This window comes from Desulfolutivibrio sulfodismutans DSM 3696, from assembly GCF_013376455.1.
Taxonomy (GTDB): domain Bacteria; phylum Desulfobacterota; class Desulfovibrionia; order Desulfovibrionales; family Desulfovibrionaceae; genus Desulfolutivibrio; species Desulfolutivibrio sulfodismutans.
In genome coordinates, this window is record NZ_CP045504.1 from 1002799 (window position 1) to 1023702 (window position 20904).

General features: G+C 63.0%; 19 protein-coding genes. 6 read left to right on the forward strand and 13 right to left on the reverse strand.

The genetic code is table 11. The features are described from left to right. Window positions 1-9: 9 nt before the first annotated feature. From GD606_RS04820 to GD606_RS04845, 6 genes are all read right to left on the reverse strand, one after another. Window positions 10-423: a YccF domain-containing protein gene (locus GD606_RS04820; RefSeq protein WP_163303758.1), complete on the reverse strand. Its 414-nt coding sequence runs from the start codon at window positions 421-423 to the stop codon at window positions 10-12. A gap of 12 nt (window positions 424-435) precedes the next feature. Continuing rightward, window positions 436-1302: a rhodanese-like domain-containing protein gene (locus tag GD606_RS04825; RefSeq protein ID WP_163303757.1), complete on the reverse strand. Its 867-nt coding sequence runs from the start codon at window positions 1300-1302 to the stop codon at window positions 436-438. Window positions 1303-1373: 71 nt separating this feature from the next. After that, window positions 1374-2216, reverse strand: a complete 843-nt coding sequence (locus GD606_RS04830; RefSeq protein ID WP_163303756.1) for an N-formylglutamate amidohydrolase — start codon at window positions 2214-2216, stop codon at window positions 1374-1376. Further along, window positions 2209-3447: a carboxylate-amine ligase gene (locus GD606_RS04835; RefSeq protein ID WP_246298977.1), complete on the reverse strand. Its 1239-nt coding sequence runs from the start codon at window positions 3445-3447 to the stop codon at window positions 2209-2211. Before GD606_RS04835 ends, GD606_RS04830 begins: the two co-directional genes overlap by 8 nt. Continuing rightward, window positions 3444-4913 carry a RimK family ATP-grasp domain-containing protein gene (locus tag GD606_RS04840; protein ID WP_163303755.1) on the reverse strand — a complete coding sequence of 490 codons (1470 nt, stop codon included), beginning with the start codon at window positions 4911-4913 and terminating at the stop codon, window positions 3444-3446. The genes GD606_RS04835 and GD606_RS04840 overlap by 4 nt, the downstream gene beginning before the upstream one ends. Before the next feature lie 3 nt (window positions 4914-4916). Beyond that, entirely contained in the window at window positions 4917-5660 is a 744-nt protein-coding gene (locus tag GD606_RS04845) for a cysteine peptidase family C39 domain-containing protein (RefSeq protein ID WP_163303754.1), read from the reverse strand. A gap of 193 nt (window positions 5661-5853) precedes the next feature. On the opposite strand from GD606_RS04845, the gene GD606_RS04850 reads away from it, so the two are divergent. The 3 genes from GD606_RS04850 (at window position 5854) to GD606_RS04860 (ending at window position 10989) form a co-directional block, all read left to right on the forward strand. Beyond that, a complete protein-coding gene (locus GD606_RS04850) occupies window positions 5854-6984 on the forward strand; it encodes a class II glutamine amidotransferase domain-containing protein (protein ID WP_163303753.1) in 1131 nt (376 codons plus the stop codon). Continuing rightward, window positions 6948-8582, forward strand: coding sequence for a glutamate synthase-related protein (locus tag GD606_RS04855; protein WP_176629219.1), 1635 nt, complete (start codon window positions 6948-6950; stop codon window positions 8580-8582). Before GD606_RS04850 ends, GD606_RS04855 begins: the two co-directional genes overlap by 37 nt. Window positions 8583-8652: 70 nt before the next feature. Beyond that, complete coding sequence (locus GD606_RS04860) at window positions 8653-10989, forward strand: FAD-dependent oxidoreductase (RefSeq protein ID WP_163304012.1); 2337 nt, start codon at window positions 8653-8655, stop codon at window positions 10987-10989. Between the two features lie 324 nt (window positions 10990-11313). Here GD606_RS04860 and GD606_RS04865 read toward each other — a convergent pair whose 3' ends face one another. From GD606_RS04865 to GD606_RS20850, 7 genes are all read right to left on the reverse strand, one after another. Continuing rightward, the gene (locus tag GD606_RS04865) at window positions 11314-12330 is read right to left on the reverse strand and encodes a L,D-transpeptidase family protein (protein ID WP_163300712.1); all 1017 of its coding nucleotides are present in this window, start codon (window positions 12328-12330) and stop codon (window positions 11314-11316) included. Between the two features lie 109 nt (window positions 12331-12439). Beyond that, window positions 12440-12850, reverse strand: a complete 411-nt coding sequence (locus GD606_RS04870; protein WP_163300711.1) for a cereblon family protein — start codon at window positions 12848-12850, stop codon at window positions 12440-12442. A gap of 398 nt (window positions 12851-13248) precedes the next feature. Next, entirely contained in the window at window positions 13249-13644 is a 396-nt protein-coding gene (locus tag GD606_RS04875) for a TraR/DksA C4-type zinc finger protein (RefSeq protein WP_163300710.1), read from the reverse strand. A gap of 255 nt (window positions 13645-13899) precedes the next feature. Then, window positions 13900-14694, reverse strand: a complete 795-nt coding sequence (locus tag GD606_RS04880) for a DUF4198 domain-containing protein (RefSeq protein WP_163300709.1) — start codon at window positions 14692-14694, stop codon at window positions 13900-13902. A gap of 87 nt (window positions 14695-14781) precedes the next feature. Further along, the gene (locus tag GD606_RS04885; RefSeq protein WP_163300708.1) at window positions 14782-15105 is read right to left on the reverse strand and encodes a hypothetical protein; all 324 of its coding nucleotides are present in this window, start codon (window positions 15103-15105) and stop codon (window positions 14782-14784) included. Continuing rightward, on the reverse strand, window positions 15102-17594 hold the full coding sequence (gene feoB, locus GD606_RS04890; protein ID WP_163300707.1) for a ferrous iron transport protein B: 2493 nt from the start codon (window positions 17592-17594) through the stop codon (window positions 15102-15104). The genes GD606_RS04885 and feoB overlap by 4 nt, the downstream gene beginning before the upstream one ends. Continuing rightward, complete coding sequence (locus tag GD606_RS20850) at window positions 17584-18105, reverse strand: FeoA family protein (RefSeq protein WP_309550389.1); 522 nt, start codon at window positions 18103-18105, stop codon at window positions 17584-17586. Before GD606_RS20850 ends, feoB begins: the two co-directional genes overlap by 11 nt. Here GD606_RS20850 and GD606_RS04900 point away from each other — a divergent pair. The 3 genes from GD606_RS04900 (at window position 18022) to GD606_RS04910 (ending at window position 20785) form a co-directional block, all read left to right on the forward strand. Then, window positions 18022-18387: a hypothetical protein gene (locus GD606_RS04900; protein WP_176629220.1), complete on the forward strand. Its 366-nt coding sequence runs from the start codon at window positions 18022-18024 to the stop codon at window positions 18385-18387. The two genes, GD606_RS20850 and GD606_RS04900, sit on opposite strands and share 84 nt — an antisense overlap. 752 nt (window positions 18388-19139) lie before the next feature. Next, on the forward strand, window positions 19140-19406 hold the full coding sequence (locus GD606_RS04905) for a helix-turn-helix transcriptional regulator (protein WP_163300705.1): 267 nt from the start codon (window positions 19140-19142) through the stop codon (window positions 19404-19406). A 17-nt stretch (window positions 19407-19423) separates the two neighbouring features. Then, window positions 19424-20785: a DUF3987 domain-containing protein gene (locus tag GD606_RS04910; RefSeq protein WP_246298978.1), complete on the forward strand. Its 1362-nt coding sequence runs from the start codon at window positions 19424-19426 to the stop codon at window positions 20783-20785. Window positions 20786-20904: the final 119 nt, after the last annotated feature.

Below are 20904 nucleotides of genomic sequence, written 5' to 3' on the forward strand. Positions count from 1 at the left end.
ACGCCTTGTTCAATTGTATGTTTTATCCACCACCGTCTTCCCAATGGGCGCCATGGCCAGCATGGCCAGCTTCAAATGCTGAAATCCGAAGGGAATCCCGATGATCGTCACGAAGTTGAGCGCGGCGGCCAGGACATGCCCGATGGCCAGCCAGATTCCGGCCAGGACGAACCAGATGATGTTGCCCAGAAGGCCAAGCCCGCCCGTTCCCAGATCCTCACGCCCGGTGACCAACTCCCGGTTGACCACTTCCTTGCCGAAAGGCCACAGGGACAGGGTGCCGATGACAAAGCAGGACCGGCCCCAGGGGATGCCGATGATGGTCACGAACATGAGGATGCCCGATAGGTACCACCCCACGGCCATCCAAAAACCGCCGAGCAGAAGCCACAGGATGTTCAACAAAAAATTGACCGGGGCCATGCTTCCTCCAGATTAGGGTTCGTTATTTTGCGACATCCGGTCCAAAAGCGCCGACAGGGCCGCCAGATGTCCCTTTTCTTCGCGGGAAAGGCGCAACAGGGCCTCGCGGCTGTCCTCGGAGAGGGCCGCCCGGGCGCACCGGAGGTACAGATCCTGGGCCTGGGCCTCCACGGCCATGGCCAGCTCCAGGACGTCGCGCAGGTCTTCCGGGGCCCCGCCGCGTCCGGAAAGATAGGCCTCGCCGGAAAATCCCCCTTCCAGGGCCGCACCCGGCGGGTTTTCGGACACGGCGGCATTAAGCGTCGCCGCATCCGGAACCGCCGCCCCGCTTTTGCGCCACAGGGCCAGGACCATGGCCTTATGCTTGTCCTCAAACCCGGCCAGTCGGCGAAGGGTGTCCGCCAGTTCGGGATCGGCGGCCTGTTCGGCCTGGGCGTGGTAGAACGCGCCAAGGCGGACCTCCATGACGTAGGCCGTCTGGAAAATGGCCTCGGGGCTCGCCGTTGGCGGCAAAAACCCGACCCCCTGCTCCGTTGGGCCGACGGCCCCGGCCCCGCGCCAGGCCAGCACCCCACCGGCCATGTTCACCACCGGGGAAAATCCCTGACCGGCCAAAATCGCCGCAGCAGCGGCGCTGCGATGGCCGGAACGGCAATAGGTCACCGTGGTTTTTTCCCGGTCCAGCTCGGGAAGGCGATCCGGCAGTTCCCCCAGGGGCACAAGCCGCGCCCCGGGCAGATGAAATTCCCGGTATTCCCAGTCCTGGCGCACATCCACCAGATTGACCGCATCCGGCGGTTGTCCCGCCAGAAACCGGCGCACCTCGTCGGCGCTCTGGGTGACCACCTGGTCCGTCGCACCCGGCATGTCTTTCGGCATGAAGTATCCTCGCCCTGCGGACTGATTGCAGTTTCCGTCATAGGGTGACATGCGCGCGCCGCGTGTCGATGTCAAGACGACGGCGGCGGCGTGTCGCCGCAGACAAGGCCGATGTCGGCCAGGGCCTCGGCGAAGGTGTCGGGCACAACGAGCAGCAGATCGTCGAAGGCGGGCCGGTCCTCTGCGACGAACCGCTGGTTCACCTCCAGTTCGATGCCCAGGTAGCCCGCCGGGAACAACCTGCGAAGCGCCGTGACATGCCCGTCGGAGACGCCTTTGTAGGGCGCGTTGCGGCGCACCCGGAGCCAGGGCCGCCGGGCCTTGAGGCGGTCTTTCCAGGCCGCGCACAGGGCCCGTTCCCCTTCCCGGGAGGGATCGTACAAAAGCCCGATGTCCATGGTCCGGGACACGCCGTGCAAGACCGGCACGAAACTGTGCGAGGCCAGATGGACCACGGTTCGCCCCCGGGCGATGGCCGATGACACGGCCTCACGCGTCTCCCGGCGCATGGGGTGGTAGTGGGCGTCGAGGAGGGCCTGCCGCTCGGCCTCGGGAAGCCCCTTGGTATACTTGGAAAAGTGTTTGGGATGGCTGAGGGAGCGGTTCTGGTCAACCACCAGACGGGTCACGGTGGTGAAAAAAAGCGGCGCGGCGAATGCGGCGGCAAAGGCCCGGGCCATCTCCAGGGCTCCGGCGTCGTAGCCGCCGTGCCCGGCCAGATGATCGCCCGTGGTGGTGAACAGGCAGGCCACCTCGGGCGGCACCCGGTTGCCGCCGTGCTCGCAGGTGACCACCACGGCCGCCGCATGGCCACGCAACCCGTCGGGCAACCCGCCAGATGGCCCGCCATGGCCCTTGCCGGTCGTCCCGGCGGACTGCCCTGTGTTGGCCCGCGCCGCCTGGGCGTCAGCCATCAAAGACCTCCCCGGCCTCCAGGCAGTCGGCCAGCCGCCGGTAGACGGCCGCCAGATTGGGCCGCGAGACGTCGCCGTGAAGGGCGGCCAGGATGCGCCGGGCCAGACACCCCCGGGTCAGGATGGTCCCAAGGGGCGCGTCCCAGAGCGGATCGCGCTCCATGTCCGGCCGGGCTGCTGCATGAAGGGCCCTCCAAGCGTCGGCGGCCGTGATCCGGCCGACCGGCAGCCCAAGCGCCGCCTGAAAGTCCGGGTCGTCGACGACCGCCGTGTCCGCGTCGCGGATGACCACGCGCAGGATGTCCGCCAGACGCGCCGTATCCATGTCCCGGTATCGCCCGATATCCCCGGCCCGGCCTTCGGCCAGGGAGAGAAGCGCGCCACGGATCAGCCCGGCCACGGCCACGTCGGCGGCCGGGCATTCCTGGGTGTCCAGGACGCGGATCTCGATGGCCCCACGGTCGAAACGGGCGATGGCCCCCCGGGCATTGAGGAATTCGTCGCACAACAGGCCCTCGGGGTCCAGGGGGGCCATGTCCCGATACATGCGCTCGAAAATGTCCCGGCGGTAGGACGCCTCGTCGAAAATCGGCTCGGGAACCACCAGACCGGCCACGGACGGCACCCGGACGGAATTTTTCCCGTAAAAGCCCATGCGGCTGTCGAGCAGGCCGGTGACGCGGCCGTCCAGGACCGGCGTGGAGGCGGTCAGGGCGGGCATCAGCGGCAAAAGCAAACGCACGGCGGCATGCAGGCGGCCGAACTCCTCGTCGCCGCAAAACGGCAGATTGATGTGCATGCTTTGCAGATTGGACCAGCCATGTCCCCGGCACCCGAAAATGCGGTCGAAGGCTCCGTAGACCGGGCCGTATTCATGGGGCCACAGCACCGTTTCCAGGGCCGGGTCCATGAAGGGATGGGCTCCGGTGGGCAGAAGTCTGGCCCCGTGTGGGGCCAGGATGGCGCTTATGCGCCGGACGTGGTCCTGGAAGGCCGCCGCCGCCCCGGCCAGACGCGGGACCGGGCCCGAGGTCTTGAGCTCAATGACGTGGGACACCAGTTCGTTGGACCAGGAGATGTCGTCATGCTCCACGTCCGAGACCGCCGCCCCGGCCGCATCGCGCAGGACGAGATCGGCCCGGGGCAGCACCCCCAGGGTCGCCGCGTCCACGATCATGTATTCGATCTCAAGTCCCGTGACCTGGAAAAGATGGAAGGCGCCCCCGCTCACGGGACCATGCTCCCGGCCTTGCGGGTCTCAATGCGTTTCAAAAAGACCTCCATGATGCGCAGGTACAGCTCGTCCTGGAGCACCTCGTCCTCGTATCCGGCGTCGATGTTGGGATTGTCGTTGACCTCGATGACGTAGACCTTCTTGCCGATCTGCTTGAGGTCCACGCCGTAGAGACCGTCGCCGATGAGGTTGGCGGCCTTTAGGGCCATGCGCACCACGGTTTTCGGGGCCTTGGTTACGGGCAAGGTCTCCACCTTGCCGTAGACCTCCCGGCCGGACCCGTCCTTGCGAAGGATCTGCCAGTGCTTGGCGGCCATGTGGTACTTGCAGGCGAAAAGGGGTCGCCGGTCCAGGATGCCGATGCGCCAGTCAAAGGTGGACGGCACATATTCCTGGGCAATGACCAGTTCGGACTTGGACAAAAGGCGCTTCACCTCTTTGAGGAGCTTGTCCTTGTCCCGGGCCAGGACCACGCCCTGGGAAAAGGCGCTGTCCGGCTGTTTAAGCACGACGGGCAGGGAGAATTCGTCCAGAACCTGATCGATGTTCTTGCTGTGCACGATGAGTGTCTTGGGCACGGGAACCCGGTAGCGGGTCATGAGCTCGGCCAGATAGACCTTGTTGGAGCAGCGCAGGATGGATTCCGGATCGTCGATGACCACCAGCCCTTCGGCCAGGGCCTTGCGGGCGATGCGGTAGGTGTGGTGGTCCACGCTTGTGGTTTCGCGGATGAACAGGGCGTCGAATTCGGAGAGGCGGTTGGAGTCGTCGCGGGTGATCAGTTCCGTGCCAAGGCCCACGGTCTCGGCGGCCTTGACGAACTTTTTCAAGGCCTTCTGGTTCGAGGGAGGGTGTTTCTCGGCCGGGTCGTAGAGAATGGCCAGGTCGTAGCGGTTGACAGGCCGCTTGGGGATGACCAACTTCTTTCCTGCGAAAAACTCCGAGGCCACAGACTGGGCGAATTCCCGATCCGCCGCCGGGATGTCCTTGACGCTTATGGGCGAGATGTTCTGCAAATTCCAGCAGGCCGAGCAGCCGAAATCGGCGCGCAAAAACGGGGCCGGAAAGGACTTGAAAAGCCTTGAGGCCACGGGCTCGAACATCTTGTCCGGGGTCTTGCCGAAGTAGATGTTCACGCTGATCTTGCGCGGCTCCTGGTCCACCAGTTGCCGACCGATGACCTCCTCAAGCTCGCCGGAGACCAGGCGGATGATGCTCTGGGACTTCATGTCCTGAATGGTGACGATGCCCGGCACGGGCTTGTGCCCCCTGGCCTCGGCCAGAAGCGAGACATAGTAGCCGATGCTCTGGTAGCGGTAGGATTTGCACAGGTTGAAGATCTTGACGCCCTTGAGCGCCGGAAAGGAGTCGTCGGCCAGATAGGACCGTGCGGCCACGGGCTCGACTCCCGAAAAGACCAGGGAACATTCCTCGGGATTTTCAATGACCACCAAAACAGACACGTCTTATCTCCTGGATTTGCGTTTTTTGGTTTTCACCCGGCGAGGAAAGACCACCAGCATGTTGGCGTCATAGGTCAAAACGCCCAGCATGACGGCGCAGATAAGCCGATTGAGCGGCACGTCGTAGTATTGGCCGTCGCTCATGGGATTGGGCAAAAGCGGATCGGCGATGCGCGTCAGGCGCGTCTCCTTGTCGTAGCCGCTCATGACCACGAAGTGTCCGGACGGTTCGCCATGCACGTCGTCGTACACGATCTTTCCGGTCTCGTCGTCGCGTTCCCGTGGCGTGCGGTACAGGTAGGTGGCCGACAGGCCCGTGAGGATGGGCAGGCCCCGGTTCAGCAGGGAGCGGATAAGCACAGCGGAAAGATCCTCGAAGACGATTTCCCCGCCGCGCCGCAGAAACCGCAGATAGGCCCGGGAGGCCAGCCTGAGTTTGGGATCGACGCTGGCCCCCATACGCTCGATGAGCCGGTCGGCCATGTCCGGCGCTCCGGGACCGAACCAGGTGGGGTCGAAGACCCGCAAATTGAACGTATAAAGCCTGGCCCCGTAGCCCCGGGCCAGGGCGTGGCTGCCGAGCAGCACCCCCAGCGTGCCGCCGCCCTCAAGGGTGGGGACTTCCCGGATGACCCGCTCCAGGGGGATGCGGTCTCCATAATAATGATAGACCGCGTGCAGGCAGGTGGGCCCGCAGGTGATGTCGTCCGGTTGGGGGAGGATGTCGATGCCGAGTTTGGATTCCATGGGGGGGTGGCCTGGCGGGCTGTGCCGCCGGGACGGCCTGATCAAACACCCGAAGGCAGGGGAATGTCAAACGTCATGAGAGAAAAAAACCCCGAAAGGGAAACTAATCTTTGACGTACCCCCTGTTGAAACATTATTGAAGTTTCCCCTCCACGCAATCGTGTCGGGAAATTCACACTTTTTGGGGGAAACCATGTGTCGCCTTTTCGCCCTCACCAGCCAGGAGCCGGTTTCGCCCATGCTGGCCGTCAACGCCCTAAACGTCATGAAGGAAGGCCATGACGGTTCCGGCGTGGGCCTCTTCATGAGCGGCCTCGGCGGTCCCTTCGGCCAGATGCCGGACTGCCCCATCCTTTCCGGAATTTTCACCGATAAGGGCCTGCGGCTTCTGGACGAATACGCCATGAGCAAAGGCTTTCTGGCCAAGCACACCGTAGCCATCACGCCCAAAAACGATCCCCCGGCCGGAACCCCCCGGCGCGGAACCTACCTGGCCCGGGCCTACGAGCCCTCGGCCCAGTGGAAGGATCTGCCCAGGGACAAGCGCGAGGCCGCCCTGGTCCAGGCCAGGCTCGACCTGCGCCACATGGGCGCGGACAACGAGGACGTCAAGGTCTTCAGTTTCTGGCCGGACACGGTGATGATCAAAGAGGTGGGCGATCCGGTGACCGTGGCCGAATACCTGGGGCTCGACCGCGAGGAGTTTTTCGCCAAGCGCATCCTGGCCCAGGGGCGGCAGAACACCAACTACGCCATCAACCTCTATGCCTGCCATCCCTTTTTCATCCAGGGCATAAGCACCATGACCAACGGGGAAAACACGGCCTTCGTGCCCATCCGGGAATACCTGTTGTCCCGGGGCGTCATCGGCTACGAGGGGTACCAGTCCGACTCCGAGGTCTTCACCCATATCCTGCACTTCACCCTGAACCGGCTGGGACTCGGCATCGAGGCCTACAAGCACGTCATCACCCCCCTGGCCGACCAGGAACTGGAGAGCCACCCCGACCGGGCGTTTCTTTCCAACATCAAGAACGTGTGCCGCAAGCTGACCATCGACGGCCCCAATTGCGTCATCGGCTGCACCCCGGACGGGTCCATGTTCATGGTCCAGGACCGCAAGAAACTCCGGCCCGGCGTGGTGGGCGGCCGTCCCGGCATCTTCGCCTTCTCCTCGGAGATCTGCGGCCTCAACGAGGCCATCCCCGAGCGTGACCGGAGCAAGGATTTCCAACCCATGTATCTCGATACGGCCATTGTCGGGCCGGATTGCCGTGAGGTGAAAATATGCCGTCAGAGCCAGTCATTACTCCGTCCACACTGAGCCTCAAGGATCTCCCCTGGGTGCTTGACTGGGACAAGTCCACCTGCACCCTGTGCGGGCGGTGTACCGCCGTGTGCCCGGTGAGCGCCATCGAGCTCGGGGTGTTCCGCAAGCGGGAGCTGTCCGTCTCCGTGGGACTCAAAAACAAGCCCGGCCAAAGCGTCACGGTCTACCAGGGCATCCGGCAGCGCACGGACCCGGCCTACCGGTGCATCGGCTGCGGCATGTGCAACATGGTCTGCCCCAACAACGCCATCCAGCCCACGTCGCACCCCGAGGCCACCACGCTGAAGTTCCACAACAACCGTGGCGGCCAGCCCCGCACCCGGGGCGGACGGCGCAACGCCACCGGCAGCCTGCTGGACCAGATCAAGTTCATCCGCATCTCCATGCTCACGGACCCGGCCCTGGACGCCGGACGCCACGAGTTCGAGCTGCGCACGCTTTTGGGCCGCATTCTGCCCCCTGAAGAGGGCATGGCCGCCTTCGCGCAAGGTCGCTGGACCCCGCCGGTGCGCGAGATCTATCCGCTGATGATCGGCGGCATGTCGTTTGGGGCCCTGTCCCCCAACATGTGGGAAGGCCTCCAGATGGGCGTGGCCTATTTGAACGAGGAGCTGAACATGCCCGTGCGCATGTGCACCGGCGAGGGCGGCTGCCCGCCCCGGCTCCTGCGCTCGCGCTTCATCAAATACGTCATTTTACAGATCGCCAGCGGCTATTTCGGCTGGGACGAGATCATCCACGCCATCCCCCAGATGAAGGAAGACCCCTGCGCCGTGGAGATCAAGTACGGCCAGGGGGCCAAGCCCGGCGACGGCGGGCTTCTCATGTGGCACAAGGTCAACAAGCTCATCGCGGCCATCCGGGGCGTGCCCCCGGGCGTGAGCCTGCCCAGCCCCCCCACCCACCAGACCAAGTACTCCATCGAGGAGGCCGTGGCCAAGATGATCCAGTCCATGTCCATGGCCTGGGGATTCCGGGTTCCGGTCTATCCCAAGATATCCGGCACCACCTCGGCCGGGGCGGTCTTAAACAACCTGGTGCGCAACCCCTTCGCCGCAGGCCTGGCCATCGACGGCGAGGACGGCGGCACCGGCGCGGCCTACGCCGTGTCCATGGACCACATGGGGCATCCCATCGCCTCCAACCTGCGCGACTGCTACCTGTCGCTGGTGGAACAGGGCCGTCAGAACGAGATTCCGCTCATCGCCGGAGGCGGCATCGGCAAAAACGGCAACCTGGCCGCCAACGCCGCGTCGCTGATCATGCTCGGGGCCAGCGCCGTGCAGGTGGGCAAGTACATCATGCAGTCCGCAGCCGGTTGCGTAGGCTCGGAGATCGACCGCTGCAACGTGTGCAACATCGGCGTCTGCCCCAAGGGCATCACCTCCCAGGATCCCCGGGTTTATCGCCGCCTGGACCCGGAGAAGGTGGCCGAACGGCTGGTGGACACCTTCGTGGCCTTCGACGTGGAACTGCGAAAGATCGTGGCCCCGCTTGGCCGCTCCACCTCGTTGCCCATCGGCATGTCCGACGCCCTGGGGATCAGCGACTATCACGCCGCCGAGCGGCTCAAGATCAAATACGTGGTCTAGGCCGCCGCTCACGTCCTTGTAACGACGGGAGCGCACCGGCGCATCCGCAACAGCCTTTGGAGACCGTACCATGGCGACACATACTTCGACGACCATCCACATCAGCGGCCATGAGGACGGACGCCGCGTGGAATCGCGCATCCTTGAGGAACGCATCCAACGCGCCGTCACGCAAGGCGCCCGCGACCTGGCCATAGAGGCCCACGGCCAGCACGGCCTGGGCGGACGCCTGTGGATTTCCGAAAAAGAGCCCATCACCGTGGCCATCACCGGTTCGACCGGACAGCGCGTCGGGGCCATGGGCTTTCCCAACACCCGCATTGAGGTGCTGGGACCGGCCTCGGACGATGTGGGCTGGCTCAACGCCGGGGCCGAGATCGTGGTCCACGGCAACGCCTCCAACGGCGTCGCCAACGCCATGGCCCAGGGCAAGGTCATGATCGGCGGCAACATCGGCTCCCGGGGCATGACCATGACCAAGGCCAACCCCCGGTTTACCCAGCCCGAACTGTGGGTGCTCGGCTCCACCGGCGATTCCTTCGCCGAGTTCATGGCCGGCGGCACGGCCGTGGTCTGTGGCCACAACCCCCAGGATCCCGAAAACGTCCTGGGCTTTCGTCCCTGCGTGGGCATGGTCGGCGGACGCATCTTCGTGCGCGGCCCCCACAAGGGCTTTTCCCAGAAGGACGCCAAGCTTGAACCCATAAGCGATGCGGACTGGGACTGGCTGACCACCAACCTGCGCGGCTTCCTCAAGGCCGTGCATCGCCCGGAACTGCTCGACGCCCTCACCGTGCGCGACCAATGGCTGCTCATTGTGGCCAAAAGCCCCTACGAGAAGGCCAACTCCGCAAGGCGTTCCATGTCCGCCTTCCGCTCCCAGGTCTGGGACCGCGAACTGGGCCTGGGAGGGCTTATCGGCGACCTGACCCCGCTTGACCGCAGCCCCATCCCGCTGATCGTCACCGGCGAACTTCGCCGCTACGTGCCCGTGTGGGAAAACAAACGCCACAAAGCCCCCTGCCAGTCCAGCTGCCCCACGGGCATCCCCGTCCAGGAACGCTGGCAACTCATCCGGGACGGCCATGTGGACGAGGCCGTGGACCTGGCCATGGCCTACACCCCCTTCCCGGCCACCGTGTGCGGCTACCTGTGCCCCCACCTGTGCATGCAGGGCTGCACCCGCACCACCAAAAGCATGTTGCCCGTGGACATCACCTTTCTGGGCAAGGCCGGGGTTTCCAGCAAAGTCCCCCCCCTTCCCGAACTCTCCGGCAAAAAGGTGGCGGTCATCGGCGGCGGTCCGGCGGGCATCTCCGCCGCCTGGCAGATCCGCCTCCAGGGACACGAGGCCGTGGTCTACGACATGGACGAGGTGCTGGGCGGCAAGATCTCCTCGGCCATCCCCAGCACCCGCATCCCCAAAGAGGTCGTGGAGGCCGAACTGACGCGCATCCGCCAGGTGCTGCCCCACGTCCACCTCAAGCACAAACTCACCCGGGATGAATTCCAAAACATCGTCGACACCAACGACTTCACCGTGCTGGCCGTGGGCGCGCAAAAGCCCCGCGTGCTGCCCGTGCCGGGCGCGGACAAGGCCATCCCGGCCCTGACGTTTTTAAAGCTCGCCAAAAAAGGCGAGGCCAAACCCGGCAAGCGCCTGGTCATCGTCGGCGCGGGCAACGTGGGCTGCGACGTGGCCACCGAGGCCGCCCGATTCGGGGCCGAGGACATCACGCTGATCGACATCCAGAAGCCCGCCGCCTTCGGCAAGGAAAAAGTCGACGCCGAGGCCGTTGGCGCGAAATTCCGCTGGCCCTGCTTCACCAAGGAGATCACGTCCGAGGGCCTGGTCCTGACCACCGGCGAGGTCATCCCGGCCGATACCGTCATCTTCTCCATCGGCGACCAGCCGGACCTGAACTTTCTGCCCGACGCCATCGCCACCAACCGGGGCTACGTGGTGGTCAACGAACTGGGACAGACCTCCGAATCCAAGGTCTTCGCCATCGGCGACATCGTGAAACCCGGCCTTCTGACCGACGCCATCGGCATGGGCCGCAAGGCCGCCCTGACCATCGGCGACATGCTGGCCGGACGCCGCCCCACCCCGGATACCCGGGAAATGATCGCCTATTCGCGCGTCAAACTCGAATACTTCGACCCGCGCATCCCCTCCTTCTCTGATATGGGACACTGCGCCTCGGAATGCTCCTCCTGCGGCTCCTGCCGGGACTGCGGCCTGTGCGAGGCCATCTGTCCGCGCGGGGCCATCAGCCGTAACGCCCTGGAAGGCAAGAAGTTCGAGATGGTCTGCGACCCGGACAAATGCATCGGCTGCGGCTTCTGCGCCGGTGTCTGCCCCTGCGGCGTCTGGTCCATGACCCCCAACACCCCCATGGGCTAAACAACACCGGGGCTGCCGCCCCGTTAGCCATGCAACCGTGGAACCGGGGCTGCCGCCCCGGACCCTGCCCGGGGGGAATCATTCCCCCCGGACCCCCCGTCACCGGCGCTCAGCCGGGCTGCTGCGCAGCCCGGCTGAGCGCCGGAACGCGTTTTCCGGGAGACACATCGCAGCCGGGGAGAAAAACCCTTGGCCCCTGAAACGTTGCGGCCCTGGTGGCCGGTGCTTCGCACCGGCCACCAGGGCCGCACGTTACGGGGTCCAGGGGGGTTACCCCCCTGGCGGGGGTACGGGGGCAGCGCCCCCGCTCTCCCCTCCCCTCGCCTAGCGGGGCAATCCCCAGGCCGTCTGGGCGGAAGCCAGGGCCGGTTGGGGCAGGATGGCGATAAGTGGTTTGGAGTCGGGGTCGAGCCAGGCCAGGATTTCGCGCACAAGCGGTTCCGGGCAGCCGACGCTGCCTCCGGTGGGTTTGTTTGGCGCGGGTTCGACGTTGAGGAACACGCAGGAACCGAGTCCGGGTCGGGGATCGGGTCGGTTGTGGCCGATAAACGCGCCGAGGCGGTTGGCGTTGTCGTCGCGAGTCATGCGATCCTGGCGGGTCCAGGCGGCGGTGCTATTTTTGGAGTCGGCCAGGTCGTTGAAGGCGGCGGAGTCGGGGTCGGTGACGCAGACCGTGGAGGCGGTCAAGGGTAGGTATGGTAGGCGGATTCCGGCCTGGGAGGCCTTTGCCTGGGGCTCGTAGCCGAAGGCCAGGGGAAGCGGAAAGAGCCCGGCCGGGGTCTTCCCGTCGCCTTCTTTCTTGCGTGGTCCATCGGAAAGGGGTTCGGCCAGGCCGCGTCCCCAGGCCAGCCCGTTGCGGCCGACCATGCAGGGCGAAGGACTCCCAAGCCGTTTCCAGGGGGCGGACAGGCTGTCGCGCGAATAGAGAGAAACCTCGGCCCGGTTGGCGTTCCAGTCCGGGCTGACGACGAGAACAAGTTTTTTTGCGGCGCTAAGCGGAGTTGCGTCATGAAGCGGCGGCTGTGCCGGGACGGACGGCGGCGAGGCCGGGGATGTCTGGGCCGTGGGCAGAGACACGGGCGCGTCGGCGGCTGCGGGAACAGGCGTTGCGTTTGTCCCGGCGGCTGGAGCGGGAGCCGGTTCGGCCACGGCCAGGGATTTGGGAGAGGGAAGCGGAGAGCCGTCCAGGGCCTTTCCGCCGTGAACTTCCTCGGGCTGCACCACGGGCGTCGTGCCCGTTACGACCTTGGCGGGTTCATCGCGCGAGACGTCCTCTGAACACCCCGACGTCCCGCACAAAACCGACAAAAAGACGAAAAAGACCAGGAACGCATGTGTCACAGGCGCATCTCCACCATTGCGTCGGGAATGAGACGTTTTTTTATCTTTCTACACTTTTTTGGAATCATTGCAACATATTCCGTAACGCACCCGGCCAACTGCCCTGCATTCACGATCCGAAGTCCGGTTCCTCAATGACCCTGTCCAGGATGATGCCGAAAAAGGCCTCTGCGGAATCGGCGGCAAAATGCCAGCCCAGGTGTGTCCCGCATCCACGGCAGCAGGCCACGCGCCAGGCATGGCCCGGAAACCAGGTGAACTCCGCGCTTGGCGGTTCAAGGGTCAGGCAGCCGGGGGCATGCCGGTACAGACCGATGCGAAAGACCATTCCGGCGGGATTGCAAAAGACATGGCGGTGTGCGCCGCTCCTGGCCACGGCCATGTCGCGTGTGGTGATGCGCCGTCGGCATACGGCGCACAGGATGAAAGGATCGTTCGCGTCTCTATCCTGCTGCGAGGCCCTCGAAAACACGACGCGGGACTTGCCGCGCGGCGGCGCGGCGTCATCGAAACGCACCACGGCTGCTCTTGGGAACGCGGCAAAACCGCGCTGAGGGGTATGGGGTGATCGCATGCGCCGTCCGAGGCGAAGAGTCCACCGGCGCGGGTGTTCCCGCGAGGTGTTGGTCCATCTGGATAGCGGATTTCGGCTGCGGCGTCATCCGGGGCTTGTCGGCGCGTCAAAGGGCGGTGCTGGTGCCTGACGCCATGGTCTCCGGACATGGGCGCGCGCAAAAACAGGTCCGGGCAACCATGGAGACAGAATGGACAACGCGCGCTGTCACAGTTGCGTCCTGCAACCGGGCGCAAGGCACGGCCCGGGGTTGCCCATCCGGTTGCCGGGGGCGGCAGATCGTCTCGTCTCACCCGGGCGGCGTGCAGCGCAACGTCCTGTTTCGCCTGTCCCGAGACGCCCAACTATTTATCGAACAGGTATTCCGAGGCCCCATAGGGCGTGGTCATGTGCATCCGCTCGTTCTCCATGGCGGACTTGCAATGGACGCACAGGGTGGCCGTGGGTTGGGCCGTAAGCCGGGCTACGCCGATGTCCTCGCCGCACTCGAAGCAGATGCCGTATTCGCCGAGCTCAACGCGCTCCAGGGCGTTGCGGATCTCATCGAGCAGGATGCGGTCCCGCTGGCTCATGATAAGCATCATGTTGCGGTCGGATTCGTGAGCGGCCCGGTCGGCCAGATCGGCGTGGCAGGCGGTTTCCTGGGCCAAGCTGTGGATGGTGACGTTGGATTTGGCGAGGATGTCCCGCATCATCTGCTTGAGCATTTCCGTGAACTTCATGACCAGATGCTGTTCCATGGCGATCTCCTTTAGGGAAAAGGGACTTGCTGGACACAGAGCATGGGGCCGATGCACGCCGTGGCTGAGGCTCTCGACAGTGCCCGGCGCGACACTGATCCCTCTTCTTGGCTGTGGAGGATGCTCTGGCAAGGTTGCTTTTGGGTGACGCCTGTCCGCCAATTGTGCGACCACACAGAGAAACAACCGGAGCACTACGGTGCGAGGCGACTCCCGCGCCGCCCCCGTGAGGTGTCGGCGCGGGAGAGGCGCACGCTATTTCTTGGGGTTGGTGGCCTGGATCCAGATCACGGCGTCCTGGGACAGCTCCTTGTCCTGGAACTTCTTGTCCGGGCCGCTTCCAAGGGCGCAAATGCCCCACCATCCGGCAAACGGCGGCGTGAATGTCAGCATGCCGTTGGCGTCGGTCTTGTGGACCATGGTGATGAAATGGTCGGACGGGGCCTCGATGTTGCCCTTTTTGGCGAAGGCGTTTTTCTTCATGTCCGGGGTGTAGTTCATGTATTCGATCTCCACCTCGGCGTCGGCCACGGGCTTTCCGTCGCCCAAAAGCACGGCCCGGAAGGTCATGCCCGGGTACAGGGCATAGGGACGGTCAAGGGGCACCCACTCGGTCTTAAGCCCCGCAGGTTTGTCCCAATCGGTAGGCACGGCGTCGCCGTTGGTGATGACCTTGGTGATCTGCTGAATGTACGTGTCCTCTTCCTTCTCGAAATACGGGGCCGGAACCAGCACGAAGATATAGTCGCCGCCACGAGCGGAAAATGTGGTTTCGAAGCCTTCGTCGCTATTCATGGCGCTGGTCCATTTGATGGGCTTGATGGTTCCCAGCAGGTCTGTTTTTTTCTCCTTGTTGATGACGTAAAATTCCTGGGGCTTGTCCATCTTCATCACATGTCCCGACTCGGCCGGATGGGCAAAGACGAGCTTGAATTCCAGCTTGCCCATCTTGTTCATTTCCGGGGTGTAGAGCATCTGGAAATGGGCAAAGGCCGGGGCAGTGGTTGCCAACAGAAAGGCGGCGGCCAACAGGGTGATCAAACGCTTCATCCGGTTCTCCTTATGAGTTTGAATATGAAACCCATTTTCAAAACATGGGAACGGAGGGACGCAGGGACGCATCTGCTCCGTAGCGCCCTACTGCACGATCTTGTCGCTGGGGACCATGACCTCATGCCCCTCGCCAGCGGAAAATTTCACGGTGTATTTCCCGTCCGGTTTTTTAAAGGTATACTGGCTGTTGGGGTCCATGGTTCCTTTAAGCACCTCTGCTCCGCCGGCATCCAGGACAAACACGGACACGCCGGCTGCGGACGAACCGTCCGAAAAACCGCCTTCGCAGGTGATGGTGCCGTCGCCGTTATCGAAGCAGTTGCACAGTGCTGTGTGGGCCATGGCCTGCGACACGCCAAGGGCCAGGGTGAACATGGCTGCGATCAAATAGATGCGAATGTGTTTCATGCCGGTTTCTCCTTCAAAATAGCGACCGGTTTGGGTTGGGGATTGTACAATCCCAGGATGATGGTGACCAATACGGCGAGTCCGTAAAATGTCCACATGGCCTGCATTCCGGACAGCCCCAAAAGGCCTGCCCCGGTAAAGACCGCAGACGATACGGTGATGCCCAGGAACATGAGATAACCGATGGAGAAAAGCATCCATTTGGTGGACTTGGTCTGGAGCTGGACCATGATGCTGGTAGCCAGGCACGGCGGATACAGGGCCATGAAAAGCATGAGCGCCAGGGCATGCAGCGGCGTGTATCCGGCCATCTCCGTCTTCAGGCGCTGGTCCAGGGAGGCGTCTTTCTCTCCGTCGCTGACGGTATACAGCGCCCCCAGGGTGGAAACCGTGCTTTCCTTGGCGGCGAAGGCGGCCAGAAGGGAGATGTTCACCTTGGTGTCGAATCCGGCATACTTGGTCACGGGCACGAGCATCTCGCCCAGTGCGCCCAGGAAACTGGCGTTGAGCTGCTCGTTTTTCATCTCCCGCCGGATGGTTTTGCGGGTGTTGTCCAGGGTCCGCATAGCCGTGCGGATGGCGGCGGCGTCCTTGTCCCCTGCCGCTGGTTTGAGCAGCGGCGCAAAGCCAGGCTCCTTGGCGGCATATTCGGCAGCCACCGCGTCGGCGGCGGACTGGTCCGAAAGACCCATGGTGGCCTGCCGGTAGGCGTCGGCGAAAAGGACATAGCGGTCCAGGTTCTCACCAGCCAGGAGGCCCTGATAGGCATTGTCCGCGCCGATCTTGGCCCGGAACTCCTCCGTGGCCTTGCTCCAACGCTCTCCATAGGCCGTCAGGCGCTCCTCACTAAGCCCCGGAAACTGCAACAGGGCGAAGATGATGACCGACACGGCGGCCACGATGCTCACGATCTTTTTGACGAAAATCCAGGTCCGCTCGATGGACCGCCCCGCCACCACCTTGAGGGTGGGGAAATGGTAGGCGGGCATCTCCATGATGAACGGGGCCTGATCGAGCTTGCGCAACACCGTCAGCGTCAGAACCTTGGCCACGGGCAGGGCCATGAAAAGCGTCACCGTGGAGATGAAAAACATGGCCAGGGTCCGGTCCTGAGGAAAAAACGCGGCCACGAGGACCACATAGAGCGGCACCTTGGCCAGGCAGTTCATCATGGGCACGATGAGGATGGTGGCCAGCCGGGCCCGTTCATCGGGTATGCCCTTGGTGGCCATGACCCCGGGCACGCAGCATCCGCCCATATACACCCCGGCCAGGATCAGCGGCAGGGTGGACTGGCCGTGCAGGCCGAAGTTGCGAAAGAGCTTGTCCAGGATAAAGGCCATGCGCGGCATGTAGCCCGAGTCTTCAAGGACGGCGATGAGCGCGAAAAGGATCAGGAAGATGGGGATGTAGGTCAAAAGCGCGACCATGCTCTCCATGAACCATATCCCTAGCGACCGGAACAGGGGGTCTTCGATGATCCCCGGGGCGGGAAGTAGCGACGACAACATGGCCTTGAAGGCCAGAAGCTGGTTCACAAGGGGCCCGGTCAACTGGTAGCCCACATCGATGGACAGATAGTACAAAAGAAAAATGACGGCCACGAGGATGAGCGGCCCCGCAAACTTGTTGCAGACCACGGCATCGATCCTGTCCGACAGGGCATAGCGGGAATCCTTGGGCGAATCCACGCAGGCCGCGACGATCTCGCCCGCCAGGGCATGGCGGCGATAGGCCATGTAGGATTCGGGGATCTCCCCATTTTCCTTGCGGAATTCAGCAGACAGTCTCCGGACAACCTCCAAAATCTGCTCGGCGTCCGAGGCATGTTCCCGAATGATGTGCAGCGCCCCGGCATCCTCTTCCAGCAGTTTGATGGCCAGCCAGCGCCGGGGCAGGAAGAAAAACGTCTCCCGGGGCAAAAGCTCCTCGATTTTCCCGATGGCATACTCCAACGGGCCGTAGTCGATGCGAAAAGACGGAACATCCTCGGCGGCGGCCATGCGCTTGATGGTCTGGGCCACCTCTTCCCGGCCCTGCCCTTTGCGGGCCGTGGCCGTGACCACCGGAGCCCCGAGCTTTTCTGCGAGTCTGCCGATGTCGATGGTCATGCCCCGCTTGTCGGCCATGTCCATCATGTTCAGCACCACCAGGGTGGGAAGCTCGAGTTCAAGGATCTGGAAGGTCAGGGACAGGCTGCGGCGCAGGTTTGGCGCCTCGATGACGTTGACGGCCAAAACCGGGTGGTCGTGGATGAGAAAGTCCCTGGCCACGCGCTCTTCCAGGGAATAGGAGGACAGGCTGTAGGTGCCGGGCAGATCCACCAACTCGACCTTGGTTTCGTCCACGGCGAAAAAGCCGGATTTTTTTTCGACGGTCACGCCGGGATAGTTGGCGACATGCTGCCTGGCTCCGGTCAGCATGTTGAACACCGTGGACTTGCCGCAGTTGGGCTGCCCGGCCAAAGCCACCAAGGCCTTACGCTTCATGCGACTCAACCTCCACCTCGTGGGCCTCGTTGCGGCGGATGCTCAGAAAATAGCCGTCTATCTCCAACTCCACCGGATCGCGTAGCGGCGCGTTGCGGAGCACTTTCACGCCCACTCCGGGATAAAACCCGAGATCCATCAACCTGCGACACAAAACACCCCTGGCGCGAAGCCGTCTGACACGGCAACGGCATCCTGGGCCAAGCTCACCGAGGGTCATGCTGTCTCCCTTGTTGGCGCATGCCATGCGCGACCATACCGGGACGTGCGTCGCCCCTGGGAGGGGACGCGACTTGCCCCATCGCCAGGGCAAAGAGGGAACTCCATTTCGGCGGCGGATTTTTCGGAGCCGGTCCTCTGGATTCGCATCGCGATCCTTCTCTCCCGGCGAAAGACGGAGATCCATCTCGTCCGGGCGCACGTCATATTGAGAAAGAGAATCAAAATTGATGTCGGCTTTGTAAAAAAGCCCTCCGGCTTTGGCAAGCACTATTTTTGCGCTACACGGCATGGCGTATCCCAAAACGACCCGGGACAATCGGTCGGCGCCGCCTCGGACGGGCTGCCGAACGATGCGGCAAATCTGAGGAAATACGGCACGACCGCGATCAGGATGCAGCCGGACATGCGCCTGCGGGAGGTTGAGTCATGCTTCGCGACGAAAGCACGGGCGCGAGGCGGCCCGGACCCCATGGCCGGATTCCGGCTGGACAGGCGACTGCCTCGCCGCCGTCGGTCGGCTGAGGCGGTGGAGATGGTCGAGGGACAAAACGAGAAGGACGCGCCGCCCTGAATACGCGTCCGCATCTGACGCTGCCGACCGGGCGGGAAATACGGCGTGGGGCCAGAGTGGGGCCAGTTCTATGTCGTAAAAAGAGGGGACACGGCAATATGCCGTATCCCCTTGAAATTCCTTGGTACCGGGAGAGGGACTCGAACCCTCAAGGCCTTGCGACCGCCGGATTTTGAGTCCTAAATTTCGACCAATATTATCCACATCTTACCAGAATTAATCAAATATTATCAGATAATTACGTACTCATAAATTTTCATGGTTTTCCACAGTTTTCCAGTTCGAGTGGAGCAAAATTGGAGCAAAAATTTTCTTCACCTACCAGAAGTTCACTCGCACAAAGCGACTCCTTGGCGTTAACGCTTAGCTCCACAGCTCTTCCCAAATAGCCTGCAGCCTCCAAAGGCATACCCCTCTGTCATTCGTGCGGGGACTCACCACAGCTTCAAAAACCTAACCCTCTCCCCTCCTCGACACTGGCAACCCCCTGATCAACCGACTAAGCACATAACATTCTAATATTACAAGCTTAAATCAGCTCTCAAGAGCACATCAACTCTTCATGCTGATAAATACTGATGCATATGTGCATGCAAATCCTGCATGCACTGAAGGTGTTGCGTAGGCGTACGCAAACTTTGCATATGCAGATTTTGCGTGTAAACACGCAAAATTTGCGTATATTGACATTTTTTATCTATCTGTGCTTATTCCTTGGTGTCCATAAATTGCACAACAGACAAGGAGTATTCATGGTCACACAGCGTTTTTACAACATCAGTGAATTATCCATTATCCTTGGAAAAAGCATTGCATCAATCCACGGACATCTCGCCCGCAAGCAGTTCGACGCAGTGCCACCGCCCATAAAATTGGGTCGCCGCCTTGCTTGGCCCGTTGACGGGGTTGACGCCTGGATCGCCGACAAAGCGATGGGCCGACACAACCGCCCTCAGACTCCTACCAAACGGCGCGGGCGGCCGAAAAAAACAAAAGGAAACGGCGGTAATGAACAATGAGTGGCGCAAGTCGTGGATTGCCACGGATTTTGCCGCTTATCGGCGCACCGCCGGACGATCCCGGCGATCTTGCCCTCAAGGAATGGCCGCGATTCTCCTTTGATGCCTGTCCCGGATTCTTGGGGGACTTTGTCCGGTTGGCCACGCGCGACAGTGAAGCCGACCCGGCGGCAATATGCATCACCACGTTGGTGCGCTTCGCTGCAGAGGTCTACGGCTACGCGCCAAGCCAAGGCCCGCACATCTACGTGGGGGAGACGGTCCACCCGGCGCGCCTTTTCGCCGTGCTCTGCGGCAACACCAGCAAGGCCCGCAAGGGCACGTCCCGCCATCCCGTGACCAAACTCTTTAGCCGCGAGCATTGCCAACCCGCAGACTTGGAGGCCTGGGGCCTGCCCTTGCCCGCCAGGGAAAGCGGCGGCCCGCTCTCCACTGGTGAAGGCCTGGCCCATCATGTGCGCGACGAAAGCGACGAGGAACGAGAACGCCGCAAGCGCCAAAACCCATCCGAGCCGCTACGCGAGAAAGGGGACATGCGGCTCATCATTATCGACGAGGAATTTGCCAGCTGCCTGGTCTGCATTAAGCGGGAGGGCAACACCGTCTCCATGGGCATCCGCTGCTTCTGGGATTCCGGCGACTATGCCCCCCTGACCAAAAACAATCCCGTGGTGGTGCGGGGGGCGCATATCTGCATCATCACCCACATCACCATACAAGAACTGGCCGTGTGCCTGGGCGATGTTCAGGCCGTCAACGGCTTCGGGAACCGGTTCCTGTGGATATGCGTCCGGCGTTCCAAGCTGGTGGCCTTGCCCTCCAGGATGCCGGACAATGAACTGGCTCCGCTGCAACGCGAGCTGTGGCGGCTTGTGGGGCTGGCTCAGAAACGCCACGCCATGACCATGACCGCACCGGCCCTTGACCTATGGAAGGCCATCTATCCGGAACTGTCCCAGGAGCACACCGGGCTTGCCGGGAGCGTCATCAACCGGGCCGAGGCCCAGACCCTGCGCCTTGCCCTGATCTATGCCCTTCTGGATGGCCAGGGGCACATCGCCGAGCCACATCTTCAGGCGGCCCTGGCCATGTGGCGCTACGCCCAGGATTCGGCCCTGTACATCTTCGGGGACCGGGCGGTGGACCCGCTTGAGGATAAAATCCTTGAGGCGCTCAAGACCGGCCCGCTCTCGGCCACCGAACTGAGCGCGGCCTTAAGCAGGCATGTCCCCCGCGAGCGTCTGCAACCCCTCCTCCAGCAGCTCGAAGCCCAGCAGCGTATCAGCATCACCAAGATCAAAAATGCAGGCCGCCCCCGGGTCATCCTCGCCCTGCGCGAATTAAGCGAAAAAAGCGAAGAAAGGGAGGGCGACGCATGAGGCTTTTTGCGCTTCTTTCGCTTCTTTCGCTGCCCCCATGTTGCCGGGGAGAGTCCGCGTCCACCGCTGGTAAGCCACATTGCCAGCCTACCCTACGTGGCCACACGCTTCGCGGTGCC